26 protein-coding genes and 1 pseudogene are annotated in these 26,825 nt (G+C 59.8%); 10 read left to right on the forward strand and 17 right to left on the reverse strand.

Features of this window, described 5'->3' with window-relative positions:
• Positions 1–71: 71 nt before the first annotated feature.
• Positions 72–848 carry an SDR family oxidoreductase gene (locus ACK83U_RS25740; RefSeq protein ID WP_112603449.1) on the forward strand — a complete coding sequence of 259 codons (777 nt, stop codon included), beginning with the start codon at positions 72–74 and terminating at the stop codon, positions 846–848.
• A gap of 16 nt (positions 849–864) precedes the next feature.
• On the opposite strand, the gene nadC is transcribed toward ACK83U_RS25740, so the two are convergent.
• The 5 genes from nadC to ACK83U_RS25765 form a co-directional block, all read right to left on the reverse strand.
• Complete coding sequence (gene nadC, locus ACK83U_RS25745) at positions 865–1,722, reverse strand: carboxylating nicotinate-nucleotide diphosphorylase (protein WP_112603447.1); 858 nt, start codon at positions 1,720–1,722, stop codon at positions 865–867.
• Position 1,723: 1 nt separating this feature from the next.
• Complete coding sequence (locus ACK83U_RS25750) at positions 1,724–3,265, reverse strand: L-aspartate oxidase (RefSeq protein ID WP_112603445.1); 1,542 nt, start codon at positions 3,263–3,265, stop codon at positions 1,724–1,726.
• Positions 3,262–4,233, reverse strand: a complete 972-nt coding sequence (nadA, locus tag ACK83U_RS25755) for a quinolinate synthase NadA (protein ID WP_112603443.1) — start codon at positions 4,231–4,233, stop codon at positions 3,262–3,264. The genes ACK83U_RS25750 and nadA overlap by 4 nt, the downstream gene beginning before the upstream one ends.
• 69 nt (positions 4,234–4,302) lie before the next feature.
• On the reverse strand, positions 4,303–5,205 hold the full coding sequence (locus ACK83U_RS25760; RefSeq protein WP_112603441.1) for an NrtR DNA-binding winged helix domain-containing protein: 903 nt from the start codon (positions 5,203–5,205) through the stop codon (positions 4,303–4,305).
• A 108-nt stretch (positions 5,206–5,313) separates the two neighbouring features.
• Positions 5,314–6,006: a GntR family transcriptional regulator gene (locus ACK83U_RS25765; protein WP_112603439.1), complete on the reverse strand. Its 693-nt coding sequence runs from the start codon at positions 6,004–6,006 to the stop codon at positions 5,314–5,316.
• 130 nt (positions 6,007–6,136) lie between these two features.
• Here ACK83U_RS25765 and ACK83U_RS25770 point away from each other — a divergent pair, with 130 nt between their 5' ends.
• The 5 genes and pseudogenes from ACK83U_RS25770 (at position 6,137) to ACK83U_RS25790 (ending at position 11,410) form a co-directional block, all read left to right on the forward strand.
• On the forward strand, positions 6,137–7,141 hold the full coding sequence (locus ACK83U_RS25770) for an ABC transporter substrate-binding protein (RefSeq protein WP_112603437.1): 1,005 nt from the start codon (positions 6,137–6,139) through the stop codon (positions 7,139–7,141).
• Between the two features lie 52 nt (positions 7,142–7,193).
• A complete protein-coding gene (locus tag ACK83U_RS25775) occupies positions 7,194–8,009 on the forward strand; it encodes an ABC transporter ATP-binding protein (protein WP_112603435.1) in 816 nt (271 codons plus the stop codon).
• Positions 8,010–8,012: 3 nt separating this feature from the next.
• Positions 8,013–8,876: an ABC transporter permease gene (locus ACK83U_RS25780; protein WP_112336902.1), complete on the forward strand. Its 864-nt coding sequence runs from the start codon at positions 8,013–8,015 to the stop codon at positions 8,874–8,876.
• Positions 8,877–8,930: 54 nt separating this feature from the next.
• Positions 8,931–10,666: pseudogene (araD, locus tag ACK83U_RS25785) on the forward strand (L-arabinonate dehydratase).
• An 18-nt stretch (positions 10,667–10,684) separates the two neighbouring features.
• The gene (locus ACK83U_RS25790) at positions 10,685–11,410 is read left to right on the forward strand and encodes a ribonuclease activity regulator RraA (protein WP_112603431.1); all 726 of its coding nucleotides are present in this window, start codon (positions 10,685–10,687) and stop codon (positions 11,408–11,410) included.
• Between the two features lie 54 nt (positions 11,411–11,464).
• On the opposite strand, the gene ACK83U_RS25795 is transcribed toward ACK83U_RS25790, so the two are convergent.
• On the reverse strand, positions 11,465–12,040 hold the full coding sequence (locus ACK83U_RS25795; RefSeq protein ID WP_112603429.1) for a DUF922 domain-containing protein: 576 nt from the start codon (positions 12,038–12,040) through the stop codon (positions 11,465–11,467).
• A gap of 103 nt (positions 12,041–12,143) precedes the next feature.
• Complete coding sequence (gene recX / locus ACK83U_RS25800) at positions 12,144–12,680, reverse strand: recombination regulator RecX (RefSeq protein ID WP_112603427.1); 537 nt, start codon at positions 12,678–12,680, stop codon at positions 12,144–12,146.
• 259 nt (positions 12,681–12,939) lie between these two features.
• Between recX and ACK83U_RS25805 the strand changes: the two genes are divergently transcribed.
• Positions 12,940–13,971: an aldo/keto reductase gene (locus ACK83U_RS25805; protein WP_112414504.1), complete on the forward strand. Its 1,032-nt coding sequence runs from the start codon at positions 12,940–12,942 to the stop codon at positions 13,969–13,971.
• A 61-nt stretch (positions 13,972–14,032) separates the two neighbouring features.
• Here the strand turns inward: ACK83U_RS25805 and ACK83U_RS25810 are convergent, their stop codons facing one another.
• Positions 14,033–15,067 carry an aldo/keto reductase gene (locus ACK83U_RS25810; RefSeq protein ID WP_112603425.1) on the reverse strand — a complete coding sequence of 345 codons (1,035 nt, stop codon included), beginning with the start codon at positions 15,065–15,067 and terminating at the stop codon, positions 14,033–14,035.
• A 94-nt stretch (positions 15,068–15,161) separates the two neighbouring features.
• On the opposite strand from ACK83U_RS25810, the gene ACK83U_RS25815 reads away from it, so the two are divergent.
• Complete coding sequence (locus tag ACK83U_RS25815) at positions 15,162–16,064, forward strand: LysR substrate-binding domain-containing protein (protein ID WP_112603423.1); 903 nt, start codon at positions 15,162–15,164, stop codon at positions 16,062–16,064.
• Between the two features lie 59 nt (positions 16,065–16,123).
• On the opposite strand, the gene ACK83U_RS25820 is transcribed toward ACK83U_RS25815, so the two are convergent.
• The 6 genes from ACK83U_RS25820 to ACK83U_RS25845 all read right to left on the reverse strand — a co-directional run bounded on the left by ACK83U_RS25820 (position 16,124) and on the right by ACK83U_RS25845 (position 19,920).
• Positions 16,124–16,783 (reverse strand): peroxiredoxin, encoded by a 660-nt coding sequence (locus tag ACK83U_RS25820; RefSeq protein ID WP_069614590.1) that lies wholly within the window; start codon positions 16,781–16,783, stop codon positions 16,124–16,126.
• Between the two features lie 106 nt (positions 16,784–16,889).
• Positions 16,890–17,474: an alpha/beta hydrolase gene (locus tag ACK83U_RS25825; RefSeq protein ID WP_112603540.1), complete on the reverse strand. Its 585-nt coding sequence runs from the start codon at positions 17,472–17,474 to the stop codon at positions 16,890–16,892.
• Positions 17,475–17,539: 65 nt separating this feature from the next.
• Positions 17,540–17,710: a hypothetical protein gene (locus tag ACK83U_RS25830; protein ID WP_154660809.1), complete on the reverse strand. Its 171-nt coding sequence runs from the start codon at positions 17,708–17,710 to the stop codon at positions 17,540–17,542.
• Between the two features lie 57 nt (positions 17,711–17,767).
• A complete protein-coding gene (gene msuE / locus ACK83U_RS25835; protein ID WP_112603421.1) occupies positions 17,768–18,328 on the reverse strand; it encodes an FMN reductase in 561 nt (186 codons plus the stop codon).
• Between the two features lie 374 nt (positions 18,329–18,702).
• Positions 18,703–19,716, reverse strand: a complete 1,014-nt coding sequence (locus ACK83U_RS25840) for a zinc-binding alcohol dehydrogenase family protein (protein ID WP_112603419.1) — start codon at positions 19,714–19,716, stop codon at positions 18,703–18,705.
• A gap of 54 nt (positions 19,717–19,770) precedes the next feature.
• Positions 19,771–19,920: a hypothetical protein gene (locus ACK83U_RS25845; RefSeq protein ID WP_162707992.1), complete on the reverse strand. Its 150-nt coding sequence runs from the start codon at positions 19,918–19,920 to the stop codon at positions 19,771–19,773.
• Positions 19,921–20,005: 85 nt separating this feature from the next.
• Here ACK83U_RS25845 and ACK83U_RS25850 point away from each other — a divergent pair, with 85 nt between their 5' ends.
• Positions 20,006–20,929 carry a GntR family transcriptional regulator gene (locus ACK83U_RS25850; protein ID WP_112603417.1) on the forward strand — a complete coding sequence of 308 codons (924 nt, stop codon included), beginning with the start codon at positions 20,006–20,008 and terminating at the stop codon, positions 20,927–20,929.
• Here the strand turns inward: ACK83U_RS25850 and ACK83U_RS25855 are convergent.
• Positions 20,923–21,447, reverse strand: coding sequence for an invasion associated locus B family protein (locus ACK83U_RS25855; RefSeq protein WP_112603415.1), 525 nt, complete (start codon positions 21,445–21,447; stop codon positions 20,923–20,925). The two genes, ACK83U_RS25850 and ACK83U_RS25855, sit on opposite strands and share 7 nt — an antisense overlap.
• A 566-nt stretch (positions 21,448–22,013) precedes the next feature.
• Here ACK83U_RS25855 and ACK83U_RS25860 point away from each other — a divergent pair.
• Complete coding sequence (locus ACK83U_RS25860; RefSeq protein ID WP_412474917.1) at positions 22,014–23,450, forward strand: family 16 glycosylhydrolase; 1,437 nt, start codon at positions 22,014–22,016, stop codon at positions 23,448–23,450.
• 90 nt (positions 23,451–23,540) lie between these two features.
• On the opposite strand, the gene ACK83U_RS25865 is transcribed toward ACK83U_RS25860, so the two are convergent.
• Together ACK83U_RS25865 and ACK83U_RS25870 are read right to left on the reverse strand one after the other, a co-directional pair.
• Complete coding sequence (locus ACK83U_RS25865) at positions 23,541–24,851, reverse strand: HlyD family type I secretion periplasmic adaptor subunit (protein ID WP_112603412.1); 1,311 nt, start codon at positions 24,849–24,851, stop codon at positions 23,541–23,543.
• Positions 24,848–26,587, reverse strand: a complete 1,740-nt coding sequence (locus tag ACK83U_RS25870) for a type I secretion system permease/ATPase (protein WP_112603410.1) — start codon at positions 26,585–26,587, stop codon at positions 24,848–24,850. The genes ACK83U_RS25865 and ACK83U_RS25870 overlap by 4 nt, the downstream gene beginning before the upstream one ends.
• Between the last annotated feature and the right edge of the window lie 238 nt (positions 26,588–26,825).

Below are 26,825 nucleotides of genomic sequence, written 5' to 3' on the forward strand. Positions count from 1 at the left end.
CCGCGACCCTGTACGGTGGTGATTTCGGGACGTAGCTTGGCGATCCAAGCAAATCATTCCGGAGACATTCCATGGACCTCGGCCTCAAGGATAAAGTCGTTCTGATCACCGGCGGCTCGAAGGGCATCGGCTATGCCTGTGCCGAACTCTTCTTGGAGGAAGGCGCCCGGGTCGCGATCTGTTCGCGCTCACAGTCCAATATAGATGCCGCCCTCTCCAGGCTTCCCGGCACACGCGGCTACGCCGTCGACCTGATCTCCGACGAGCAGGCACTTGCCGTGGTGAACAAGGTCGAGTCCGACGTCGGCCCGATCGATGTCCTCGTCAACAGCGCAGGTGCCGCGGCCCGCACGCCGGCGGATGAGTTGACCCCTGCCATCTGGCGGGCTGCGATGGACGCGAAATACTTTTCCTACATCAACGTGATCGATCCCGTCATCAAGCGCATGGGCGCGCGCGGCACGGGTGCCGTCATCAATATCATCGGCAACGGCGGCAAGGTCGCCTCGCCCGTCCATCTCGCCGGCGGATCGGCTAATGCTGCCCTGATGCTCGCAAGCGTCGGGCTTGCCAACGCCTATGCCGGCAAGGGCGTGCGCGTCGTCGGCCTCAATCCGGGCCTCACCGAGACGGATCGCGTTGCTGAAGGCCTGAAGGCGGCGGCGAAGATCTCAGGCTTGACCGAAGAGGAAGCGCTAGCCGATGCCCTTAAGCGCATCCCGATCGGCCGCATGGCCGATCCAGCCGACATCGCCAATGTCGTCGCTTTCCTGAGTTCGGCCAAAGCAAGCTACGTCACCGGCGTCGTGATCAGCATGGACGGCGCACAGGTGCCGGTGGTCGTTTGACCCGGGATCGGCGGCTCTAAGCCGCCGCCTTCCAGTCCAGCCCGATATCGAGCGTCGGCGCGCTATGCGTCAGCCAGCCGACGGAGATGAGATCGACCCCGGAGGCGGCGATTGCGGCAGCCATTGCCGGCGTGATGCGGCCCGACGCTTCAGTAATGGCCCCGCCGCCGACGATATCGACCGCCTCGCGCAGTTGATCCGGTGTCATATTGTCAAGCAGCACGGCGTCGACGCCTTCCTGCATCGCTTCGCGAAGCTGCACCAGCGTATCCACTTCGACTTCGATCTTGACCATATGACCGACGCCCGCCTTGGCTCGGCGGATGGCTTCGGCGATGCCCCCGACAATTGCGACGTGATTGTCCTTGATCAACACCGCGTCATAAAGCGCGAAGCGATGGTTCATACCGCCGCCGGCGCGCACCGCATATTTTTCCAGAGCCCTGAGGCCCGGCGTCGTCTTGCGAGTGCAGACGATCGAGGCCTTCGTGCCGGCGATCGCCTCGACGATGCTGCCGGTCACGGAGGCAATACCGGAGAGATGGCCGAGGAAGTTAAGCGCGGTGCGCTCCGCCGTCAGCAGCCCGCGGGACGGTCCCTCAATTGTCGCAATGACATCGCCGACACCAACCTTCGCACCATCGGGCACGTGACGGGTCATGGCGATAGCGGGATCCACGAGCTGGAAAGCCAACTCGGAGGCATCGAGACCCGCGACGACACCGGGCTGGCGGGTTACCATAGCAACGCGGGACCGATGTTCCGCCGGGATGACGGCCGTGGATGTGACGTCGCCGGCAAGGCCGAGATCCTCGACCAGCGCATTGCGCACCAGCGGCTCGACGATCAGGCGCGGGAGGGGAGCAAGTGTCATATCAGGCACTCCTTGCCATGGAATAGGGGGTAACAGACCGGGCGATATCCAGCGCGTCGGTAAGATGCATCATACGGCGTTGCGCATGCTGCAGTTTCAGCGGAAAATCCGTGCGGGCATGGGCGCCGCGCGATTCCATCCGGAGACTTGCGAAGACGGCGATCAGCAAGGCCACCAGCGCAGGGTCGGTTGCCGTGCTTTCGTTCTCACAAAACGGCAGGAGAGCCGCAATGGCGCCATGGATGGCGCCGCCATTGCGCAGCACGCCGAGATGCCGCGAGGCAATCGGCCGAACGAGTGCCGGGTCTGGCACGAATGTCTCGGGGAAATGTTTCGGCAAGCTTGCAGGGCTCACATCGCTACTTGCAATATCGTGCGCCGCCCGCATGCCCATAACAGCCGCCTCCAGCAACGAATTGCTGGCAAGACGGTTGGCGCCGTGCAGGCCGGTGGAAGCCGCCTCGCCCACGACCCAAAGGCCAGGAACCGAACTGCGGCCGTTCTCGTCGGTGGCAACGCCACCCATGTGATAGTGAACGGCAGGACGTACTGGAATGAGGTCACTCGCCGGATCGACGCCTGCCTCGTTGCAAAGGGCTTCGATCACCGGAAAACGGCTGGCGAAACGGTTGCCGAGCGCAGCTCGCGCATCGAGAAAAACCCGGCCGCCGCGGGCGATTTGCGCGCTAATGGCGCGCGCGACGACATCACGCGGCGCAAGCTCGGCACCTTCGACGTCAGCCATGAAACGCTCACCGCTTTCATTAACGAGAAGCGCGCCCTCGCCGCGGACGGCTTCGCTGACAAGCGCCAGCGGGCGCCTGCGGCTGTCGAGTGCGGTGGGATGAAATTGTACGAACTCCATATCGGCAAGCCGCGCCCCGGCCCGTGCCGCAAGCGCAATCCCCTGCCCGAAATTGCCGACCGGATTGGTCGTGGCATCGAACAGGCCACCAATGCCGCCCGTGGCAAGGACGATACGGGAGGACGGCAAGACGACGCTGCCCTTGTCGGTCACGCACAGAAGGCCGGCGACGCGATCCCCATCCAGCAACAGGCGTTGCGCCTGACAGCCCTCGAGCACCGTGATCGACGGCGTACGGGCAACCGCCTCGGCAAGCGCGCGGACGATAGCAGCCCCCGAACCGTCGCCCTTGGCATGCACGATACGCCGAAGCGAGTGTGCAGCTTCAAGGCCAAGGGACAATTCGCCTGCCATATCGCGGTCGAATTCAACACCCGCCCGTTCTAAGGCGGCGATCGCGGCAGGTGCTTCGGCGACAATCCTCGCCGCCACTTTCGCGTCGCAGAGCCCGTCGCCGGCGGCAAGCGTATCCGCGAGATGCAGGGCCGCACTATCGCCCTTGCCGATGCTGGCGGCGATGCCGCCCTGCGCCCAGGCGCTTGACGTTTCCGCGCCGATCAGGGCACGGGTGACGATCACGGTCGGCTCAGGCGCCAGCGTCAGCGCCGTCATTAATCCGGCAAGGCCGCTGCCAACGATGACGATGCGGCCGCTCAAGTCTTCACGAATCTCGCTCATATCGCCAGCATCCTTTCCACAGCGCGACGCGCGTCGGCAGCGATTGCCGGATCGACCGTCACCTCATGCCGTCCCTCTTCCAAGGCCTTGCGGATATTGCCGAGCGTGATGCGTTTCATATGCGGGCAGAGATTGCAGGGCCGGATGAATTCGACATCCGGATGATGCACGGCGACATTATCGCTCATCGAACATTCGGTCAGGAGAACGACGCGCGACGGGCGCTTCTTGCCGACATAATCGGACATGACGGCAGTCGAGCCGGTAAAGTCCGCTGCCTCGACGACATCGGGCGGGCATTCCGGATGCGCAAGCACCGTTACGCCGGGATAGTTCTCGCGAAGCTGGCGAATATCGTCCGCGGTGAAGAGTTCATGAACCTCGCAATGCCCATGCCAGGCGATGAGCTCGACATTGGTTTCGCGCGCGACGTTGCGAGCCAGATATTCGTCCGGCAGCATCAGCACCTTCGGCACGCCGAGCGATTCCACCACCTGCCGGGCATTGCCCGAAGTGCAGCAGATATCAGACGCCGCCTTCACGGCTGCCGACGTGTTGACGTAGGTGACAACCGGAACTCCGGGATGGGCCTGGCGCAGCAGCGCGATATCTTCGGGTGTGATCGATTCCGCTAGCGAGCATCCCGCTTCCATGTCCGGGATCAGAACCGTCTTTTCCGGGTTCAGCAGCTTGGCGGTCTCGGCCATGAAATGCACGCCGGCAAGGACGATGATATCGGCATCGACTTCCACGGCCTTGCGCGCGAGCGCGAGACTGTCGCCGACGATATCGGCAACGCCGTGGAATATCTCCGGCATCTGATAGTTGTGGGCGAGAATGACGGCATTGTGCCGTCGCTTCAATTCGAGGATCGCCTCGACATCATCCTGGAACGACAGCCATTCGGCTTTCGGGATGACGCGGCTGACACGATCGTAAAGGGAGGATGCGGATATGGGAAGATTCATGGCCGGCTCCTTATTATACTCATTTTGAGCATATCATGGGCAAATAGATATTCTCAATATGAGCATATGTCAATTGCGGGAGAGCGGTAATTTCGTTCCGGCGAATTCACGTTCTTCGAGGACTGCGCGGCGGAAGCGGAAGAGCTTGGCTGGACGGCCGCCGGTCTCGCTTTCGGTGCCGCCGGTTTCCTCCACCAGCTCCTGCTGCTCGATTAGCCTGCGGAAATTCTGCTTATGGAGCGTAAGGCCGGCCAGCGCCTCGACGGTTTTCTGCAATTGCAGCAGCGTGAAGTTTTCCGGCATGAGTTCGAAGACGACGGGCCGATATTTGATCTTGGCCCTAAGCCGCGCCATGCCGGTCGCAAGGATGCGGCGATGATCGGCAAACATCGATCGGCCAAAATTGTGCTTGAGATCGCAGCCCGCCTCGGCGACGAGACGCGCCTCATAGAGCAATTCATAGCGCTGCAGGACGAGATCCTCGTTCCATGCCGCACCATTCAGCCCGAAGTCGAAATCGGCGCGGCGGCGGCGCTGCCCGCTGCGCATCGCATCCTCCTCGATCCAGGGCGTAAGGCAGGCGGCGATATCGTCGAGCATCCGCGGCCGTCCGCTTCGATGATCCTCCCAGGGGAAATATTCGTACCAGCCATGCCAGCCCGGCATCCCGCCGCCGGGGGCAGCCTGTTCGCGCACGAGCCCGAGATAGCTGATCGAAATCGTGCGACCGCCGAGAATGTCATTGTTTCGATCGCGATCGGCAAACGTATAAAGCTGCTCCAGATAGCCGACGGGATGGGCGGTCTGATCCTGAACCCATTCGCGCAATCCGCTCTGCAAGGTGCGATGTCCGAGCTCAAACGGACCGGACGGCAAGGCATCGCCCGACCGCACCGTCATCACCCTGGGATCACCGCCCGTAACGGCCGTCAGAACCGCGATCAGCTCCGCATGCGCAAGCCCGATGGTCAAGCGAACTCCATGATTTGTTTCCCTGTAACTTTGTCGCATGAAGCAACGCGCAAGCCAATGCGGGTGCTGGCACGCTCCACATCTCACGTAGGTGCGGAAGCCAATAGGCTAGCGGCTTACATAGTCCGGATATTGTTCGCAGATGAGATCGATGATCGACAGGGTGCCGGAGAGATGCTTGCGCAGGGCGACGACGGCGGTCTCCGCATCGCCGGAACGGACAGCGTCGACAACCGACCGATGATCGACGATGATCTGCTCCAGCTTGCCAGGCATCGGCAGGTTCAGCATGCGCAGTCGGTCGATGTGCACCCCCTGGCGCCGGACGGTCGACCAGAGACCGAGGATATCTGCTCTCTCGTAAAGCACCCGATGAAAATCCTTATCGAGAGAATCGAAAAGATCGTAGGTCTCAGGCGACATGACATGTTTCTGACGCACCAGAACGGCCTCCAGAGACGCTGCCGTTTCATCGGGTGAATCCAGCGTCAGCCGTCGAACGGCTTCGAGTTCGATCGACAGTCGGAGGAAATGCGCCTCGATAGCGTTGCGGATATCGATCCTCGAAACGACGGTCGCATATTGCGGATAGACCTCCACCAACCCCTCCTCCTCGAGCCGGATCAGAGCATCACGCACGGGGGTCTGGCTGACATTGAATTCGCTTTGCAGCGAGATGCGCGACAGGACCGTCGTTGGCGGCAGGCTCATCGAAAGAATGCGCGATCGCAGGATCTCCAGGATCTGAGGTCCCACCTGACGGGAGCGATCAAGTGCGAATTCCTTCGGATTGAGCTTCACTGGCGGCCTTTCTGATCAAGAGCATCTGCTCATTAAACACAGTTCGGGGCTTGATGCACTGATACATTAGTGCTTTAGTGAACCGACGCCAACCTCTTTCTCAAAGGGTTGGATCAATTGGGAGGAGCAAATGAGAGGATTTCTTCGCTGTCTGACCGCGATCGGCGTGGTGATTGCCGGCACCTTTTCAGCCGGTGCGGCCGAAAAGACCGATATTTCGATCACGCGTCAGCCGGGCATTCTTTATCTCGCCAGCCATGTAATGGAGACGCAGAAGCTGATTGAGAAGCATGCCGCCGCCGATGGCCTTCAGGGCGTCAAGGTTGAATGGCGCACCTTCAGTGGCGGTGGCGCGCAGACTGACGCGCTGCTCTCCGGCAACGTCGATATCGTCAATACCGGCACCGGCAATCTGCTGCTGCTTTGGGACCGCACCCGAGGCAAGGTGAAGGGTATCGTCACCAATTCGGCCCAACCCGTCATCATGGTTTCGCGCGATCCGCGCGTCCAGTCGCTGAAGGATATTCAGCCCGGCGACAAGATCGCCGTGCCGACAGTCGGCGTCTCGACGCAGGCAATCCTGCTGCAGATAGCAGCCGCGCAAATGTATGGCGACGATCAGGTGCACAAGTTCGACACCAACACGGTGCAGCTTGGCCATCCTGATGCGATGGCGGCGCTCGCCAACCAGACCCATGAGGTCAAGAACCACTTTTCCGCCCCGCCCTTCCAATATCTCGAGCTGAAGCAGCCGGGCGTTCACAAGGTCATCGATTCCCGCGATATCATCGGCGGCGAACTGACCCAGGGCACCTTCTTCACTACGACGCAGTTCGCAACCGCCAATCCAACCATCATCAAGGCCGTGCGCGAGGCGACGGCTGAGGCCATCGATTTCATCAAGCAGGATCCGAAATCGGCCGTGGAAGCCTACAAGACCGTCAGCGGCGACAAAACCAGCGTCGAAGATCTCGTGGCGATCCTGAACGAGCCGCACATGATGGAGTTCCGCATGGATCCCCAGGGAACCATGAAGTTTGCGACCCACCTCTACAAGATCGGCACTCTGAAGACGATGCCCAAGGCCTGGACCGACTATTACCTGCCGGAAGCAGCCGATCTCAATGGCAACTGACGCCTGTTGGCGGCGCGAATGCCGCCTTCAAGCCATCCCTCGGAGAAGGCTCATGCTTCAGGCAAAAACGCACGCCGACATACCGGTAACGGAAACAATGACCGTAAAACCGCTTCTGAATGTCGACAGGGTAACGCTTCGCTACAAGACGCCGAACCTGCTGATCACCGCGACGGAAAACGTCAGCTTCTCGGTTGCCCAGTCTGACCGCTTCGTCCTCCTTGGTCCCTCGGGTTGCGGAAAATCGACGCTGCTGAAGGCCATCGGCGGCTACATGACACCGACCGCGGGCCGGATTGAGATCAAGGGGCAACCGGTCAAGAAGCCGGGCGCCGACCGCATGATGGTCTTCCAGGAATTCGATCAGCTGCTGCCCTGGAAGACGGTGCTGGAAAACGTCATGTTCCCGCTGACGGCGGCCCGTCGCCTGCCGCGCGGCGAGGCCGAGGCGATTGCCCGCGACTATATCGACAAGGTCAAGCTCACACGCGCGGTCGACACCTATCCGCACATGCTGTCAGGCGGCATGAAACAGCGTGTCGCAATTGCCCGCGGCATGGCGATGCAGCCCGATATCCTCTTGATGGACGAGCCTTTCGCCGCACTCGATGCCCTCACCCGCCGGCAGATGCAGGACGAACTCCTACAGCTCTGGGAAGATACGCGCTTCACCGTCATCTTCGTCACCCACTCGATCGCCGAGGCGATCAAGATCTCCAACCGCATCCTGCTGTTGTCGCCGCATCCCGGCCGCGTTAAGGCCGAGGTGCGCGATGTGGAAGCCGTCCGTGACGATCCCGCTGCTGCCGCCAAGCTGGAGCATGAGATCCACCACATGCTGTTTGCCGAGCAGGGACACAGGGAGTAAACCATGAGCGCGCCACAGATCATCCTTGCTCCTCAGACAACGGAAGCCGCCGGCCATATAGCCGCCGTCGAACAGAAGCTCGGCACAATGGAACTCCTCTGGCAGTCCGGCCTGTTCCGCAAATCATTGCTGATCGTCATCCTCGCCGTCATATGGGAGGCCTATGCCCGGCATCTCGACAATCCGCTGCTTTTCCCGACGCTGAGCGACACACTGACCGCGCTTTATGACCGGTTCGCCGATGGCGTCCTGCCGGCCCGCATCTGGACTACGCTGAAGATACTGGTCACCGGTTACATCTCGGGAACGGTGCTTGCCGCCGTCCTGACGGTCGTTGCGATCAACACCCGCATCGGCACCGATTTCCTCGAAACCATGACGGCGATGTTCAATCCGCTGCCGGCCATCTCGCTTTTGCCACTCGCCCTCATCTGGTTCGGACTCGGTCCAGCAAGCCTCGTCTTCGTGCTTATCCATTCCGTGCTCTGGGCGGTTGCGCTCAATACGCATGCCGGCTTTCTCGGCGTCTCGCGCACCTTGCGCATGGTGGGCGCCAATTACGGGCTGACGGGGCTTTCCTATGTCTTCCGCATCCTGATCCCCGCCGCGTTCCCGTCGATCCTCACGGGCCTGAAAATCGGCTGGGCCTTTTCCTGGCGCACCCTGATCGCCGCCGAACTCGTCTTCGGCGTCTCCTCCGGCCAGGGCGGGCTTGGCTGGTTCATCTTCGAAAACCGCAATCTTCTCGACATTCCCTCGGTCTTTGCCGGCCTGCTGACTGTGATCGTCATCGGGCTTATTGTCGAAAACCTGGTCTTCCAGACCATCGAGCGGCGCACCTTGCTGAAATGGGGCATGAAAGAATGAGGCGGCGCACGGATTATCTCTTTCACCAACATTCGAATATAAGGCGCAAATACGATGAATAGCAGGAAGAATCCCCAGGACTTACGCAGCGCCAGATGGTTCGCGCCTGATGACCTCAGAAGCTCGGGACATCGCTCACGGACCATGCAGATGGGCTATGCACCCGAAGAATGGGTGGACAAGCCTGTCATCGCCATCCTCAACACCTGGTCCGACGCCAATCCCTGCCATGCGCATTTCAAGCATCGCGTCGAGGACGTGAAGCGCGGCATCTTGCAGGCTGGCGGCTTTCCGCTGGAGCTGCCGGCGCTGTCACTGTCGGAAAGCTACGTCAAGCCAACGACCATGCTCTATCGCAACATGCTGGCGATGGAGGCCGAAGAGCTTTTGCGTTCGCATCCGGTCGATGGCGCCGTGTTGATGGGCGGCTGCGACAAGACCACACCTGGCCTCGTCATGGCGCGCTCTCCATGGGCCTGCCGATGATCTACCTGCCGGCCGGCCCGATGCTGCGCGGCAATTACCGCGGCGAATATCTGGGCTCTGGTTCCGATGCCTGGAAGTTCTGGGACGAGCGCCGCGCCGGCACCATTTCGGAGAAGGAATGGGTCGATGTCGAGGCCGGCATCGCCCGCTCCTATGGTCACTGCATGACGATGGGCACGGCAAGCACGATGACGGCAATCGCCGAGGCACTGGGCCTGACGCTGCCGGGTGCAAGCTCGATACCCGCCCCAGATGCCAATCATATCCGCATGTCATCGGCTGTCGGCCGGCGGATCGTCGAGATGGTGTGGGAAGATCTCGTTCCCTCGAAAATCGTCACGCAGGCCGCGGTCAACAATGCCGTCGCTGTCGCGATGGCGACGGGCTGCTCCACCAATGCCGTCGTGCATCTGATCGCGATGGCGCGGCGCGCCGGCATCAATCTCTCGCTCGAAGATCTCGACAAGGCCGGACGCACGACACCGGTGCTCGCCAATATCAGGCCGACCGGCAAGACCTATCTGATGGAGGATTTCTATTATGCCGGCGGCCTGCGCGCCCTGATGGCGAAGCTCTCCTCGAAGCTCGACCTCTCGGCGCTCACCGTCTCCGGCGTTACCCTCGGCGAAACGCTCGAAGGCGCGAAATGCTACAATGACGATGTCATCCGCTCGCTCGACAATCCGGTCTATCATGAGGGGTCGCTTGCGGTGCTGAAGGGCAATCTTGCGCCGACAGGCGCCGTCATCAAGCCCGCCGCCTGCGATCCGCGCTTTCACAAGCACCAGGGTCCGGCCCTCGTCTTCGACAGCTATCCGGAGATGAAGGCGGCGGTTGACGATGAAAATCTCGACATCACGCCTGATCACGTCATGGTGCTACGCGGTGCTGGTCCGCAGGGCGGCCCCGGCATGCCGGAATGGGGTATGCTGCCGATCCCGAAGGCGCTCCTGAAGAAGGGCCACAGGGATATGCTGCGCCTTTCTGACGCCCGCATGAGCGGCACCAGCTACGGCGCCTGCATTCTGCACGTCTCACCCGAGTCCCATGTCGGGGGGCCGCTGGCGCTGCTGCGCAATGGCGATATCGTCAGCCTCGATCTGGAGGCGCGGCGCATCGACATGCTGGTCGACGAGGACGAGCTGCAGCGCCGCCGCGACGCATGGGTCAAGCCTACGGAAAAATTCGGCCGCGGCTATGGCTGGATGTTCTCGCGCCATGTGGCCCAGGCCGATACCGGCTGCGACTTCGATTTCCTGGAAAACAGCTTCGGCCCGACGCCGGGCGAACCCGACATTTACTAATCACGAGGAATATATCGCATGAGCAATTATGTGCTGAGCAAAGAGACGCGCGACAAGCTGATGGGCGTCGCAACACCGACGATCGCCACCGCGCTTTTCCGGCGCGGCCTGCGCAACCAGTTCATTCAGGATGTGCGGCCGCTCTCGCCGAAGAAGGCGAACATGGTCGGCCAGGCTTTCACGCTGCGCTATATTCCGGCGCGCGAGGACCTGAACACGCTGGAAGTCTTCCGCAACCCGGAACATCCGCAGCGCGCCGCCGTCGAGCAGTGCCCACCCGGCTTCGTGCTGGTCATGGATAGCCGCAAGGATGCGCGCGCCGCCTCGGCCGGCTCCATTCTCGTCTCGCGTCTGCAGGTGCGTGGCGTGGCCGGCGTCGTTACCGATGGCGGCTTTCGCGACAGCCCGGAAATCGCCGCCCTCAACATCCCCTCCTATCATCACCGCCCGTCCGCCCCGACGAACCTGACGCTGCATCAGGCCATCGAAATCAATGGCCCGATCGGATGCGGCGATGTCGCGGTTTTCCCCGGCGACGTTCTCGTCGGCGACAATGAGGGCGTCATCGTCATTCCCGCGCACCTTGCCGATGAGATCGCCACTGAGACCGTGGAGATGACGGCCTACGAGGATTTCGTCACCGAAGAGGTCATGAACGGGGCGACCATCATCGGCCTCTATCCGGCAACCAGCGATGCGCCAAAACTCAAATTCGCAGAATGGCGGAAACAGAAGGGCCGCTGATCCATTTTCGAGCGGGCGCAGCCGGAAGCATTCGACCGGCTGTGCTGCTTGCCGTTACTCTTCCCTGACCAGCTTCAAAACGAGTTGCTGGAGATTGCCGCCATCGCTGAATTCGACTTTATCGAACTCGCTGTTTTTCTGCCGCTCCTTATTGGAAATCTCGCCAAGCCGCTTCGTCAGTTCCACGCGGATCTTGCTGCATTTCGGATCGTCAGGCACGGAGAAGCCGACGCTCATTGCTTCGATCTCCTTGACCATGTCCTTGATAAAGCCGCCATGCACCCGCTCATGTGCCTCGACGCCGGCGATGAATTTCTGCCAGCTTTTGCGGGTTGATGCCGGCAGTTGCGCCGAAGGCTTCGGCAATGTGTAAGTGATAATCAGCTTCGGTATGTTGACGGTGATCGTGCAGGCGCCGTCCGGCTGCGGCTCGTATTTCCGGGTCCAGGTCAGCTTGAAGTCCGTATGCGCAATCGCCCTCACCTTGGGTCCAAGCAGCGGGCCGCGCTCGCCGATGGAATCGTAGAGCTCGCGCCCCGATGTTCCCGTAATCGCATAGGTCTTGGTCGTCTCGACCGCTTGCCAATCGGCATGGGCCGCTATCGGCAACAAAGCGATGGACATGGCCATAGCGAGCAATCGAAAATTTACTATCACCAACGTCCCCACATCCACGGCCTCAAGCGCCGCGAAGCTACCCGTTGGTCCGGGCTATTTCAACGAGCATCGCTCTTCAAAATGCAGGGTTTGTTTCAAGCACTTCCTCGGCATCCTCTCTTTCCATCTCGAAGACCCTTCTTCCGATGGAGAAGCTGAAACCGTTGCGCGCGAAGGCAGCCAATTCCTTTGCCTTGCGCTTCTCATCCAGTTCACCGCGCCGGAAAGGTCCGAAACCGCGCTTCCTGGCAAAAATGACGGCCGAACGGAGATCATCGACCTCTTCAACCGCTGCGACGACCGTCTCGCCGCTGATGCCTTTGGATGCGAGCTTGAAGGCAATGGCTTTCTTCGATTTGCCGGAACGGACCGCAGAGCGCGTGCTGATCTCAGCAAAAGCGACGTCATCGAGCACCTTCAGTTCATAGGCGAATTTGACGGCGAAGTCGGCGAGCGCCTTGATCTGCGCGCCGCTGATATCCTCGAACTTCTGCTTGGCTTTCTTGGAAATCGCATCGAACAGCTGCTTCTCGGTCATCATCCGGCGCTCGAGACGATAGATGGTGGAGTTGCGTGCCCAGGAAAGCATGCGGCTTGTCGGTGTTTCATCCATGACGGGAGGCATTCGGCGGGAGAAGAATCATCACGCGGAATTCTACGCAAGGCAGGCCCCTCAGGCAATGAATGCGCTTGGTAATCATGGGATGATTGGTTATGCTCCCTTCGCGGCCAAGGCGGTAAAACGCCGAGCGTCGAACCCCATCGACGGTGGAGGCCGTCTCAAGCACCACATTGCTATGGATCACGGAGCCTGCGGCTTTCCCGATCGCCTTGCCGATCGGGCACCAGAGCTTCGTTCAGAGGAGGCAGGAATGGATTATCGCAAGCTCGGCCCAAGCGGGGCCGTTGTCACGGCCTATTGCCTTGGCACCATGACGTTCGGCGCGGAAGCAGACGAAGCCGCGTCGCACAGGCTTCTCGACGATTATTTCGCATGGGGCGGCAACTTCATCGACACCGCCGATGTCTACAGTGCTGGCAAGTCAGAGGAGATCATTGGCCGTTGGCTGAAGGCGCGTCCGACAGAAGCGCGCCAGGCCGTTATCGCCACCAAGGGCCGCTTTCCGATGGGCAACGGACCGAACGATATCGGTCTGTCGCGCCGCCATCTCGGCCAGGCGCTGAACGATTCGCTGCGCCGTCTCGGCGTCGACCATATCGATCTCTATCAGATGCATGCCTGGGACGCTTTAACGCCAATCGAGGAGACACTGCGATTTCTGGATGACGCCGTGCGTGCCGGCAAGATCGGCTATTACGGCTTCTCCAACTATGTCGGCTGGCACATCGCCAAGGCCGCCGAGATTGCCAAGGCGCAGGGCTATACGCGGCCGGTGACGCTGCAGCCGCAATACAATCTGCTTGTCCGAGACATCGAGCTTGAAATCGTCGATGCCTGCATTGATGCCGGCATGGGCCTGCTGCCATGGTCGCCGCTCGGCGGTGGCTGGCTGACCGGCAAATATAAGCGCGACGAGATGCCGACCGGCGCCACAAGGCTTGGCGAAAACCCCAATCGCGGCAGTGAATCCTTTGCGCCACGCAATGCGCAGGAGCGGACCTGGGCAATCATTGCCACCGTCGAGGAAATTGCCAAGGCACGAGATGTGACCATGGCGCAGGTGGCGCTTGCCTGGACGGCAGCACGACCGGCGGTAACTTCAGTCATCCTCGGCGCCCGTACGCGTGAGCAGCTTGCCGACAATCTCGGCGCCGCCAAGCTGAAACTTACGGAGGCGGAGATGGATCGGCTTAACGAGATCAGCGCGCCGCAACCCGCCGCCTATCCTTATGGCGAAAGCGGCCGGAACCAGCGCCATCGCAAGATCGAGGGTGGCCGTTAAGTTTCATCCGGCGGCGAAGCAGTTGCCTGCTTCGCCGCCGTCATTGGGATCGTCTGCCGCGTCAAACGAGCGGCGGATTCAACCTGGCGAAGCCTTCCTGACGCCGATAGGGAAAATAGGGATAGGGAACCGTCATCTCACTGACCTTATCCAGCCTTTCGATCTGCTCTTTCGAAAGCATCCAGCCGACCGCGCCGAGATTCTGCCGCAGCTGCTCTTCGTTGCGCGCGCCGATGATGACGCTTGCGACCGTCGGCCGGCTCAGGAGCCAGTTGAGGGCGATTTGCGGGACACTCTTCCCGGTCTCGACAGCAATTTCATCCAGCACATCGACGATATCGAATAGCTTCTCGTCATCGACGGGCGGCCCGAATGACGCTGTCTCATGCAAGCGGCTCTTTTCCGGTAATGGCTGGCCGCGGCGGATCTTGCCTGTCAGCCTGCCCCATGCCAGCGGGCTCCAGACGAGGGCACCGACATTCTGATCGTGGCCCAACGGCATTAGCTCCCATTCGTAATCGCGGCCGGCGAGCGAATAATAGACTTGATGGGCGACATGGCGTGCGTAGCCGTGCTTGTCGGAGATCGCGAGCGATTTCATCAACTCCCAGCCGGCGAAGTTGGAAGCGCCGATGTAGCGGATCTTTCCTGCCTTCACGAGGTTATCGAGAGTGGAGAGCACTTCTTCGATCGGCGTCGAGGCGTCGAAAGCGTGCAGTTGCAAGAGGTCGATGTAATCGGTGCCGAGACGCTGCAAGGCGGCATCGACGGATTTGATCAAGCGCGAGCGCGAGCTGCCCCAATCGGCCGGTCCATCGCCCATCGGCAGTGCTGTCTTGGTCGAGATCAGCACGGCATCCCGCCTGCCCCGGATCGCCTGGCCAAGCACCTCCTCCGATGCGCCTGCCGAATAGACATCGGCCGTGTCGAAGAGATTGACGCCCGCCTCCAGGCAGATGTCGACCAGACGGCGCGCTTCTGTCGCATCCGTCGAGCCCCAGGCGCTGAAGAGCGGTCCGTTGCCGGCAAAGGTGCCGGCGCCGAAACTGAGCACAGGAACGCGCAAGCCCGAAGCACCGAGATTTCTGTATTCCATTGTCTATCTCCTGTTGGTTCTTCAGATAGATAGACGCGGCGAGAGAGATGATATAGATTGCCGAAAAGAAACTCATTTATGACTTCAATTCATCATGAGCCGCCAAGAGATCAACCGTTCCGGTGAAATGGAAGTCTTCGTGCGCGCCGTGGAACTCGGCGGCTTCACCGCTGCAGCCATAGCCTGCCGGATGACGCCTTCAGCCGTCAGCAAACTCGTCACGAGACTTGAAAAGCGCCTCGGCGCGCGGCTCATCCACCGCTCGACGCGGCGATTGCAGCTCACACCCGAGGGCTGCGCCTTCTTCGAGCGCAGCGTCGCCATTCTTGCCGATATTGCCGAAGCCGAACGCCATGCATCGGCAGGAGAGCAGGTGGCCGGCCATATCCGCGTCAACACTAGCGGCTCCTTCGGCAATCATGTGCTGGCTCCGCTCGTTCCACGCTTCATGGCGTTGCACCCGAATGTCTCGCTCGAGATCTTCCATACGGACCGGGTCATCGACCTGATGGAGGAGCGCGCCGATGTTGCAATCCGCGCCGGACCGCTGAAGAGCTCCAGCCTAACGGCCCGCAAGCTCGGAGCGACGCGAAACATAATCGTCGCCTCGCCGGACTATCTGCGCAGGCATGGGACACCGCGCTCCGCGGTCGAACTGACAAAACATTGCCGCATCAGCTTTAGCTATTCCCGGGCGATCGAAGGCTGGCCTTTGCTAGATAATGGCGAGGTTGCAACGATCCCCGCTGCGCGCAGCCTGCAGATGGGCGACGGCGAAGCCATGCGGCATCTGGCGCTTGCCGGTGCCGGCCTGGCGCGGCTTGCCGCTTTCACCGTCAGAGCGGATATCGCGGCTAGGCGGCTACAGCCTGTGCTGGAAGAATTCAATCCCGGAGATATCGAGGAATTCCACGCTGTCTATATCGGCCAGGGCGGTCCTCTACCAGCGCGCGTGCGCGCCTTGCTGGATTTCTTGCGCGAAAACGTTCGCCTGTAAAGGCGACGCGGCCGTCTGGGCCGCATCGTGTCAGCTAAAACTCTTAATCACCACGCCGATCAGGCTGATGGCTGGCGGGTCTTACGCAGATAGGGCAAGACCGTATCGAACGAGCCGAAGCGGGTAATGGCATCTTCATTGGAGACAGCGGCGGTGATGATGACGTCCTCACCCTGCTGCCAGTTTGCCGGCGTTGCGACCTGATGCTTTGATGTCAGCTGGATCGAGTCGATCGCACGCAGGATTTCGCCGAAGTTGCGGCCTGTCGTCATCGGATAGGTGAGGATCAGCTTGATCTTCTTATCGGGGCCAATGACGAAAACGGAACGGACGGTGGCATTGTCGGCAGGCGTGCGGCCTTCCGAGCTTTCGCCGGCGCCTGCCGGCAGCATGTCATAGAGCTTGGCGACCTTGAGGTCCTTGTCGCCGATCAGCGGATAGTCGACATCGAAACCGGTAGCCGTCTTGATATCGTTCTTCCAACGACCATGGCTCTCGACCGGATCGACCGAGATGCCGATGATCTTGACGCCCCGCTTGCGGAATTCGCCTTCCAGGCCGGCCATTGCGCCGAGTTCCGTCGTGCAGACCGGCGTGAAGTTCTTCGGATGCGAGAAGAGCACGGCCCAGCCGTTACCGATCCAGTCATGGAACTTAATCTCGCCCTGTGTCGTCTCGGCAGTAAAATCCGGCGCGATATCGTTGATGCGCAAACTCATTGTCTTGCCTCCAAACCTACCCCGGCGCGCATTTATGACAGCCAGGGAACGAGAAAAAAATTCGTCGCACAATGGCGTCGAATGTCGGATATGAAAAGCCCTTCTTTTAAATGGACGCCGCGATTGCCGCTGAAATCCCTAGCGGCCTGCGATGCCTGCTACGCGCCTTCAACATGTCCAGAAAGCGATAGCCGCTCGCCCAGCGCCCGTAACCGCTTGCTATGTTGATATGCCCGGCAAGGCCGATATTGCGAACATCCGAATTCCAGAGCCGTCCGAACATGCCGAGCCGGTCGAGGCTCATATAGATGTCATTCAAGCTCCCGATCGTCATGCTTGGGAAAGGCAGCGCGTCCGTCGGCATGGTGCCGAAGGATAGATGTCCCGCATGCAGGGTTTCCGTCACCGGAATATCGCAGGGCGCTACGAGCAGCGCACCTTTGACCCTTCGTGCGGCCTGGCGGCCAGCCAATCTCGCTGTCAATACGCAGCCAAGGCTATGGGCGACGACATAGGCTTCTCCGGCCTCTTCCAGTGCGGCTTCCAATTTCTCCATCCAGCGGTCGAGATTGGGAAAGTCCCAGTCATCCTGCTCGACGAGCCGAACGTCGGAATGATCCTGCAGCCAATAGCGCTGCCAATGGCCCTCGGCGGAGCCGAAAAGGCCGGGCACGATCAGTACTCTGGTCATGGAAGCCTCACGAGGAAAAGCGATCGAATGCAAAGCTTGCGACAGGAAACCAGGAATGCATTCCTTCAATGCCAAGGCGCGGGGGATGTACACCAATAGTAGATCTCGTAATCGCGCGCGGAGAGCTCTCGCTCGCCGGGCTCGGGCCGATCGACGGACCGGATGCGTCCATCCTCATCCCGCAACGCGCGCCCAGCGAAAATCGTCTTCAGGCGGCTAATGACATTCCATTTCATGTAACCCTCCATTTGATTGATAAATCCCAGGCGCTGCTGCAAATCGTCCTCAGCCCATCATTCGGCCGCGGCAAGCACCGTTACCGGATGCGGGAAGAAAGCGGAGAGCTCACCGACGACTTCATGGATGCGGCTAGCGAGCGGCTCCGAGGAAACCCTGTAATCGGTAAAATCACGATCCGACGCATAGACGGCGGTTGGCAGGGTATGTGCCATGAAGAAGCCGAAGAGCGGCCGCAGCTGATGCTCCACCATCAGCGCATGCCGGTCGCCTCCGCCGGTCCCCGTGATGATGATCGGTTTGGCGCGCAGCTCGTGTGGATCGATAAGGTCGATCAGATGCTTGAACAGCCCGGGATAGGAGCCCTTGAACGTCGGCGAGCCGATAACCAATGCATCTGCCGAGACGATTTCATCGATCACGCCTTTCGCCTGATCGTCGAGATCCTCGCGCCGCTGGGCCGCGCCGAGAGACGAGCCAACATCATGCAAATCGTAGATCCTGCTTGAGAAGCCATATCGCCCGCTTGCCAGATTCGCGACAGTCTGGACCAGTGAATAGGTCTTCGACGGCCTGTTGAAGCTGCCGGAGATGCCGACAAGTTTATGCGCACTCATTCTTATCCCTTCCGACGACCGCATGCATTTTCGATAATGCAAATATTGTCCATAAAAATTGTAGATTAAAAGGAACAGCGATCTCTGAAGGTATGGAAATGGGAAAATCTCTTTCTATGCTGCAGCCAGCTGGGTGAAGTGCACAAATGCCCCAAAGGAAAGGGCAGCGGTCCCGGCTTTCTCTAGGAGGGGATCGATTGATGCCGTGGCTTTCTCAATGAGATCCGACGTGCGGCCCGCCAACGCATCAGCTCAGTCCCGGAGACTACAAGGCAATGCGCGATCGCGAGGCCCACTCCGCTGCCTCGCCGGCTGCCGGCACGCTCCCCAACAAGCCGGGAAGCGCAGTCGGAAATTGCATGCGGCCTAGATATTCATCTTTCGACGATGACCTTCAAAACGTCTCTGTTCTTGTCCCAAAAGGGTAACGCGCTCTCGGCATCGGTAAAGGGTATGACCTTGGAAATAAGGGAAGCGGCACGATCGCCGATCGTCTCCAGATAGGCGATGACCGCATCGAAATCAGACTTGGTCGCGTTGCGCGATCCCATGATATCGAGCTCCTTGAGATTGAACATCTGCGTCTGATAGCTAACGGGCGCCTTGGCGTAGCCGACATAGACGACGCGGCCGCAAAAGCCGGCCAAGTCGACGGCCTGACGAAAAGTTTCCGGAAGACCGACTGCCTCGAAGGCCACATCGACGCCCTGATCATCCGTCAGCTCGACAATGCGCGCAACGACATCTTCCGTGCCGGCATCGATTGTGTGACGGGCTCCGAACTGTTTTGCCAGCGCGGTCTTTTCCGGGCTCAGGTCGACGGCAATCACCTCGGCTCCGCGAGCAACGGCTCCGATCATGACGCCCATGCCGATCATCCCGCAGCCCAATACGACGATGCGATCGCTCGCCGACACGCGGCCGCGCGCCACTGCGTGGAAGCCTACCGACAGCGGCTCGACCAAGGCGAGAAAGCGCGGCTCAAGGGTATCATTGGGGATCAGCTTCTCCGCCGGAAGAACAATCTCTTCGGCAAGCCCGCCATCCTGCTGGACACCGAGCGTACGATTGTAGCGGCAGGCATTCACGCGCCCCTTGCGGCAGGAGGAGCACGTGCCGCAACTGGTATAGGGAAGTACGATAACGCGCTGCCCGGGTCGATAGGTAGGCGGAACACCCGCCCCGGTCTCGACAATCTCGCCGCCGATCTCGTGCCCAGGAATGCGCGGCAATTGCACCAGGGGATTGAGGCCTCGAAACGTGTTGAGATCACTCCCGCAGATGCCGACATGGCGGATGGAAATACGGACATCGCCGTCCCCGAGTTGCGGGCGAGCGACATCGGTGAAGCGGCTGATGCCTTCACTTTCGATCAACAGGGCTTTCACGTGACGAAACCTTTCCTGGATTGGGGAGTAAACCGGACGCTTGCGCCCGGTTTACTAGACATAGATCAGTTCAGGGCGGCGATGTCGACCGGTAGATCGAACCGGCTTCAGGGCAGCTTCGCCCTTGCGCACGCCGATGGCGTACAGGAATAACTTGAGCACCATCTTCACCTCGAACTTCGGCACTGGATTGCGCTCGTTCACCGCCTGCTTGCGCTGAATTTACACGGTTGAGATAAGCGATTTAAAGTGGTATTTTATGTAAAAAAAACCAGCAAGATTGGGCGGCATGCGTTCTGAAAATCTTTTCAAACGGCAGTTCAACGAATTCCTGCGCCACGTGCAATCGGTCGGCCATGGACACCCGCTTGGCTCGGAGCGCGAGATCGGTCGAACGCTTGGCACCAGCCGAACGACTGTCCGCAAGTGCCTTGCTGCGGCTAGGGAGAGCGGCCTGATTTCCAGGGACGGAGCAGTCCTGCGGCAGGTAGAACCATCAGAGCTCTATTGCGAAGCCGAAACCATCCCGCCGACATTGATGGTCGAACGCGCCTTCCTGACATGGATTCTCCAATCCGATAGCGGGCCGGGTCAGACTATCAACGCGCTTCAGCTCGCACGGCAATTCGGCGTATCGTCGACAACGATCCGCGAATTTCTGCAGAGTTTCCGGCATTTTGGCCTGATGGAGCGCGAGGCCGGCGGCAAATGGGTCTTCCGCGGCATGACGCTGGAATTCGCCAACGAGCTTTCCGATATCCGCGAAATTTTCGAACTGCGGTCCGTCATGCGCTTTGCGGAACTCGATGACGGCGATCCGAGCTGGAACGAACTGCGCAGACTGCGGGGCGAGCATCTCAAATTGCTGGAAACGATCGATACCGACTATCACCGCTTCTCGCTTCTGGACGAGCAGTTGCATCGTTTGATCAACAGCGCTTCCAGCAACCGCTTCGTCACCGAATTTTATCACGTCATCTCGCTGATTTTCTTCTATCATTATCAATGGAACAAGAAAGACGAGCGCAGCCGTAACGAAGCGGCGGTATATCAGCATTTGGATTATATCGACGCGATCCTCTCAAGGGATCAGAAGAAAATCAGCCAGACGTGTACGGCACATCTTAGCGAGGCGCGCCGGACATTGCTTGCAAGCATCACCCGAGAAGCCAGACTTGAGAATTCGAGCGTGCTGTCAGACCCGGCCTACTGAAGGGTCATGCCTGGCCCGGTGTCTGCTCTTGCTGCGTAAGGATCGACGATGGAGAGCGCCCGGTTTAGAGCCTCGGTAAACCCGTGAAGCGAGATGACATAACTCACCTCGCGGTCGGTATCGGCTGCAGCCAACGTCACAGCGAGATTGCGCCGGCGCCGCAGACTGGCAAGCATGGCTCTATTTAGGTTCAGCTCGACAAGACAGCCACGTGGGAAAGCGGTGGCGAATGGCGAGGCCAGACCGGGAGCGGCTTTGCCGCCTGGTGGTAGCCCGACGCTCCGCAGATAGAGTCCCTGCGGTAGAGCCAACATGCCCCGGAGACTCCCGCCCCCTGGAGTAAGTTCAATCGACAGTACCGGCGTGTTCGTCTGCAGATCATACAGCGTGTATGAAATAGCGTAAGATAGCCGGGCAAGATCGGCAGTACCCTGATTGACGATGGTAAGGATCCAGTCGCCGTAACGCTCCTGCAACGCGCCTGAACTTGAAGCGCCGATGGTCGCCTTGCCAGCCATCACAATCCACTATCCGGCCGATATATCGATGTTGACCAGTCCCCCTCGACGCCCACTATCACCTTGAATGGCGTTATCTCGTCCATCTCCGATCCCCTTACCTGGCGTATCGCCGCAATATCGCATGTCGCATCTCAACTTCCGTCCCTCAGCGACTGAGTTCTTGCGATCTCATATTGGCAATTTTACGCCAACGCATCCTCCATTTGGTGTAACTCTAAGAATCTTTTTGGCCATATTCAACGATTATGTCGCGTATTTACTGTGGAAAGAACTCACGCATTATACGAAATACATTAATAAGCCTCATGTAATATATATCTATATATTCCTACAATAAAATTTACTTCAACTTGAATTCTATTGAGAGAAATACCACTGCATGCAGATTGCACGGCGCGTCAAAAGCCCTTCACCTACGAAGGAATGAGGCGCAGCCACGCTCGGCAAAAAAACTTGGCTGCGGGGGTGGGCAGAAAAACAATGCACGCTATGTGATGCATATGAGCGGGGAGAAATATTAGCTCTGTGGAGGAGGTCGTCCGGCACAAAGGAAGAGGATTCTGATGCCCAATTCAGTTTTGAATGCCCTGGGACAGCCGCTTTACTATAGCGACACGTCGACAGCCTTCTTTTCCGCCACCGGCTCCGGCCCGGTGCTTTACGGCACCGCGGGCAATGATTCCATATGGGGCGACAACACCGTCAACGTGACGCTGATGGGCGGCACAGGCGACGACATCTATTATATCTACTCGAGCAACAATCGGGTCTCTGAAGGCCCCAATGCCGGCGTCGATACCATCAACACCTGGATGGATTACACGCTGCCCGCCAATGTCGAAAATCTTACCGTTACGGGCGACAATCGCCATGCCTATGGCAACGACGCCGACAACATCATCACCGGCGGCAGCGGCAGCCAGACCATCGATGGACGCGGCGGCAACGATGTGCTCATTGGCGGCGGCGGGGCCGATACCTTCATCATCAGCAAGGGCAACGGCAGCGATCTCATCACCGATTTCAGCGATGACGACAAGGTCAGGCTCAATCAGTATGGCCTGTCGTCCTTCGATCAGGTTGTCAGCCATTCCACGCAGGAAGGCGCCAATGTCCGGCTCGATCTCGGCAATGGCGAAAGCCTAGTCTTCGCCAACAAGACCATCTCCGACCTGCATGAAGACCAGTTTCAGCTCGGGCTTGACAGATCGTCGCTGACGCAGACCTTTTCGGATGATTTCAACACGCTCTCGCTGCACGAGGGAACGCAGGGCACCTGGGATGCTAAATATTCCTGGGCGCCGGACAAGGGCAGCAGCCTGAACGATGAGCTGCAATGGTACATCAACCCCTCTTACACGCCGACCGCCTCGGTAAACCCGTTTTCCGTCTCCAACGGCGTTCTGACGATCACGGCAAAGCAGACGCCGGATGCGTTGAAATCGATCGTCGAGAACCATGATTACACATCCGGGCTTCTGACCACCCACTCCACCTTCTCGCAGACCTATGGATATTTCGAAATGCGGGCGGAGATGCCGCACAATCAGGGCGTCTGGCCTGCTTTCTGGCTGCTGCCGGAGGATGGCTCCTGGCCGCCGGAACTCGATGTGGTGGAGATGCGCGGGCAGAACCCCACCACGGTGAATGTCACAGTCCATTCGAATGCCACCGGCGAGCACACGAAGACGTCCATTCCGGTGGAAGTGCCGAGTACGAACGGCTTCCATAATTATGGCGTGCTCTGGGATAAGGATCAGATCGTCTGGTATTTCGACGACGTCGCCGTCGCCCATGCCGACACGCCCGCCGATATGCATGGCCCGATGTACATGCTGGTCGACCTCGCAGTGGGCGGCGTAGCGGGCACTCCGACGGATGTACTCCCGAACGGATCCGAGATGAAGATCGACTATATCAAGGCCTATTCGCTGGACGATCACACCACCCAGCTTGCCACCTCGGCGCAATCCGCCCATACGACGGACTGGCATATCTGACCGATCTCGGAACTTGATCCATTCCGCAGCAGCCGTTCGACGCAAATCGGGCGGCCGCTGGGTAAATGCCGCAGCTCAGTCGAGGCCACCCTAATCCTCCCTGAACGCCCGCCGGATCTGGTCGGTCATCGGCTTTGTCAGATAGGCAAGAACGCTTCTCTCGCCCGTCTGCAGAAAGGCTTCCACCGGCATGCCTGGCAATGGCGTCAGGGCTCCGAGCCTTTCCCATTCAGGCTTTGCCACCTTGACCCGTACGACATAGTAGCTTTGTCCCGAACGCTGATCCGTCGTCAGATCCGCCGAGATCGTATCCACATGCCCGTTCAGCTCCGGGGTGATCCGCTGATTAAAGGCGGGAAAGCGCAGGGATACCGCCTGGCCTACGGTAATCTGGTCGATATCCTGCGGCGCAAGTTTAAGCTCCGCCACCAGCGCATCCTTATCGGGGACTATCTGCAGGATCGCTTCTGCAGGCGAGATGACGGCCCCTGCAGCATGGATGCTTAGCTGGTCGATGATGCCGGCCTGAGGTGCCTTGATGTCGATCCGCTTCAAGTCATCTTCAGCAGCAATCAGACGCTCGGAAAACTGGCCGCTATCGCTCTCGGCCTGACGCAATTGCTCGGACACTTCCGAACTGCGGTCTGCATCGATCTGCAGGATCTGTAGTTCGGTTTCCGCAATCTTGCCCCGGGTCTGGGCGATGGACGAGACGAGGTTTCCGAGATCGCCGTTCAGCGAAGCGCTTTCCCGCTGCAGGGAGTAGACCTTTGTCGCCGAGATGATGCCCTGGTTGAGCAGGCCTTCGAGACTTCCGAGCTCCTTCGCAATGAGCGCGATTTCCCGCCGCTTGCCCTCTTCCTGTGCTATGAGCCCTTCGATCTCCCGGTTAAGCTGTTGAATGCGCTCATGCAGCTGCGATTTCTGCCCTTCGCGCGATGCCCGCCGATCGAAAAAGAGCCGCCGCTCGCCGGCTAGAATGGCCGCAACATCCGCGTTTCCGGCAGATGAAAGGAGATCTGCTGGAAAGGTGATCTCCTGTTTGCCGTCGCGCTCAGCTATAAGGCGCGCCGTGCGGGCTGAAAGCTCGTTGAGCCGCTTGCGGATGATGGAAAGATTGGCTCGGGTCTGGGTGTCGTCCAGCCGGACGAGCACCTGGCCCGCGGCGACATGCTCGCCGTTCTTCACGAGGATTGCGCGGACAATGCCGCCCTTCAGGTGCTTTATCGGCTTTACATAGCTGTCGACGACAAGCGTGCCGGACGCAATCACCGCGCCGGCGATCTTGGTGGCGGCGGCAAGGCCGCCCATGACACCAAACAATAGAAGGATGACCGCTACCACCAGCAGTGACAGGCGGCGGATCATGCGTTCGTTCGATGACGAGGCCTTGCCGATCATCCGTGCGTCTCCCCACCAGCTATGGCCAGATGCGTTGTTCCGAGCTGCTTGGGCGATGGACCAAGGATATCCTTCTTTGGTCCGAATGCCTGAACCTGACCGCCTGCAATGATCAACACCGTATCGGCAGCGGCGAGAGCGCTTGGCCTGTGGGCAATGACGATTGCAATGCCGCCCCTTTCCTTCACAACTGCAAGCGCCGCCGTCAGTGCAGCCTCGCCTTCCGCATCCAGATTGGAATTCGGCTCGTCGAGAACCACTAGAAATGGATCGCCGTAAAGCGCTCTCGCCAAGGCGATACGCTGCCTTTGCCCAGCCGAAAGGCGCGATCCGCCTTCGCCGATCTTCGTATCGAAGCCGTCCGGGAGCTTGACGATCATGTCGTAGACACCGGCCGCCTTCGCCGCCGCGATGATCGGCTCAGTCGGCATGTCCTCGGCAAAACGCGAAATATTCTCGGCGATCGTGCCATCGAAGAGGTCTACATCCTGCGGCAGATAGCCGATATGCTGCCCAAGCTCGTCGGTATCCCATTGCGAAAGTGCGGCACGATCGAGCCGCACGGAGCCGATTGCAACCGGCCACAAGCCAGCAATCGCACGTGCCAGCGAAGACTTGCCCGATGCGCTCGGGCCGATGACGCCCAGTATGGTTCCCGCAGATATCTTGAACGAGACATTGCGCAGGATAAGATCGCGGCTGCCGGGCGACGTCACGGTGATATTCTCGACGCTGAGTTCCCGTGACGGCGTGGGCAAGGCGAAGGCCTGCGGCGCGGGCAGCGCGGCGTCGAGGAGTGCGGCAAGCCGCGTCCAGCCCTGGCGTGCAGCCACAAAACCCTTCCATTGGCCGATCGCAAGCTCGACAGGCGCCAGCGCCCGCGTCACCAGGATCGAACTCGCAATGATGATACCTCCCGTTGCTTCCTGGCGAATGACGAGGATCGCGCCGACGGCAAGGACACCGGATTGCAGCATCATTCGCGCGATCTTTGCGGTGATGGTCAGCGCGCCGACGCGGGTGCTCGCTATCGCCTGGTGCGTGAGGTAATCCTCATTCATGGCGACCCATTTATCGGTGAGGCGGCCGGAAAATCCCATGGCAATGGCAGCCTCCCAATTTCGACGCGCGGCCTGGGCGAAGCCGAGACGCGCCGCGGAAGACCTGGCTGCCTCCAGGGCCGGTCGGCGCGACAGCATTTCGGCAGCCACGGTAATGCCGACGAGCAACAAGGCACCGCAAAGAGCGGTGAAACCGATCCAGAAGTGGAACAGAAAACAAAGGAGCAGATAGAACGGCACCCAGGGCAGGTCGAACAGCGCCGTCGAACCGCTGCCGGAAAGGAAGGAGCGGATCTGCTCGAGGTCGCGCACCGATTGCAGGCCGTCGTCCGACGTCTGCTTTTTGCTCGGCAGGAACAGAAGCGCGCCGAAAACCTTCCTGTTCAAGCGTTCGTCGAGCGACATGCCGATGCGCACAAGCAGCATGGAGCGCAGGAATTCGATTACGCCCTGAAACAGGTAGAGGGTCACGACGATGATGACGAGACCGGACAATGTCGGTAAGCTATGGCTCGGAATGACCCGATCGTAAACCTGCAGCATGAAAAAGGAGCCGGTTAGCGCCAGCACATTGATGGCAGCGCTTGCCAGAGCGATGCCGATGAAGGCCTTGCGAAGCGCCGACAACATCAGCACAGCGAATGTTTGCGGCGGGTCTTTCGGGACGGCAAGCACCTTGCGTCGATCCTCAACATTGGCCGTCGCGTACGGCAGGGCTTCTAGTCAAGTTCATGACGCCGCCTCCCGTTCGGCACCATAGGCCTATGAGGCGATCGCCAACGGCAACAGCCGCCACTCTCGCTTCGTACCTAACCTTCGGTGATCCCATATAATTTAGGAAGTCGAAATCTGCTCGAAATGCAGTTTCGGTGAACCCAATCTTATCATAGGACACCCTGTCCATTTGCGGGAC

The sequence above is a fragment of the Rhizobium sp. WW22 genome, from assembly GCF_047041135.1.
In the GTDB taxonomy this organism is placed as follows: domain Bacteria; phylum Pseudomonadota; class Alphaproteobacteria; order Rhizobiales; family Rhizobiaceae; genus Rhizobium.

Coding starts and splice junctions, on each gene's coding strand:
- ACK83U_RS25740 (WP_112603449.1), top strand. CDS start 72: ATGGACCTCGGCCTCAAGGATAAAGTCGTTCTGATCACCGGCGGCTCG.
- nadC (WP_112603447.1), bottom strand. CDS start 1,722: ATGACACTTGCTCCCCTCCCGCGCCTGATCGTCGAGCCGCTGGTGCGC.
- ACK83U_RS25750 (WP_112603445.1), bottom strand. CDS start 3,265: ATGAGCGAGATTCGTGAAGACTTGAGCGGCCGCATCGTCATCGTTGGC.
- nadA (WP_112603443.1), bottom strand. CDS start 4,233: ATGAATCTTCCCATATCCGCATCCTCCCTTTACGATCGTGTCAGCCGC.
- ACK83U_RS25770 (WP_112603437.1), top strand. CDS start 6,137: ATGAGAGGATTTCTTCGCTGTCTGACCGCGATCGGCGTGGTGATTGCC.
- ACK83U_RS25775 (WP_112603435.1), top strand. CDS start 7,194: ATGCTTCAGGCAAAAACGCACGCCGACATACCGGTAACGGAAACAATG.
- ACK83U_RS25780 (WP_112336902.1), top strand. CDS start 8,013: ATGAGCGCGCCACAGATCATCCTTGCTCCTCAGACAACGGAAGCCGCC.
- ACK83U_RS25790 (WP_112603431.1), top strand. CDS start 10,685: ATGAGCAATTATGTGCTGAGCAAAGAGACGCGCGACAAGCTGATGGGC.
- ACK83U_RS25795 (WP_112603429.1), bottom strand. CDS start 12,040: ATGGCCATGTCCATCGCTTTGTTGCCGATAGCGGCCCATGCCGATTGG.
- recX (WP_112603427.1), bottom strand. CDS start 12,680: ATGGATGAAACACCGACAAGCCGCATGCTTTCCTGGGCACGCAACTCC.
- ACK83U_RS25805 (WP_112414504.1), top strand. CDS start 12,940: ATGGATTATCGCAAGCTCGGCCCAAGCGGGGCCGTTGTCACGGCCTAT.
- ACK83U_RS25810 (WP_112603425.1), bottom strand. CDS start 15,067: ATGGAATACAGAAATCTCGGTGCTTCGGGCTTGCGCGTTCCTGTGCTC.
- ACK83U_RS25815 (WP_112603423.1), top strand. CDS start 15,162: ATGAGCCGCCAAGAGATCAACCGTTCCGGTGAAATGGAAGTCTTCGTG.
- ACK83U_RS25820 (WP_069614590.1), bottom strand. CDS start 16,783: ATGAGTTTGCGCATCAACGATATCGCGCCGGATTTTACTGCCGAGACG.
- ACK83U_RS25825 (WP_112603540.1), bottom strand. CDS start 17,474: ATGACCAGAGTACTGATCGTGCCCGGCCTTTTCGGCTCCGCCGAGGGC.
- ACK83U_RS25830 (WP_154660809.1), bottom strand. CDS start 17,710: ATGAAATGGAATGTCATTAGCCGCCTGAAGACGATTTTCGCTGGGCGC.
- msuE (WP_112603421.1), bottom strand. CDS start 18,328: ATGAGTGCGCATAAACTTGTCGGCATCTCCGGCAGCTTCAACAGGCCG.
- ACK83U_RS25850 (WP_112603417.1), top strand. CDS start 20,006: ATGCGTTCTGAAAATCTTTTCAAACGGCAGTTCAACGAATTCCTGCGC.
- ACK83U_RS25855 (WP_112603415.1), bottom strand. CDS start 21,447: ATGGCTGGCAAGGCGACCATCGGCGCTTCAAGTTCAGGCGCGTTGCAG.
- ACK83U_RS25860 (WP_412474917.1), top strand. CDS start 22,014: ATGCCCAATTCAGTTTTGAATGCCCTGGGACAGCCGCTTTACTATAGC.
- ACK83U_RS25865 (WP_112603412.1), bottom strand. CDS start 24,851: ATGATCGGCAAGGCCTCGTCATCGAACGAACGCATGATCCGCCGCCTG.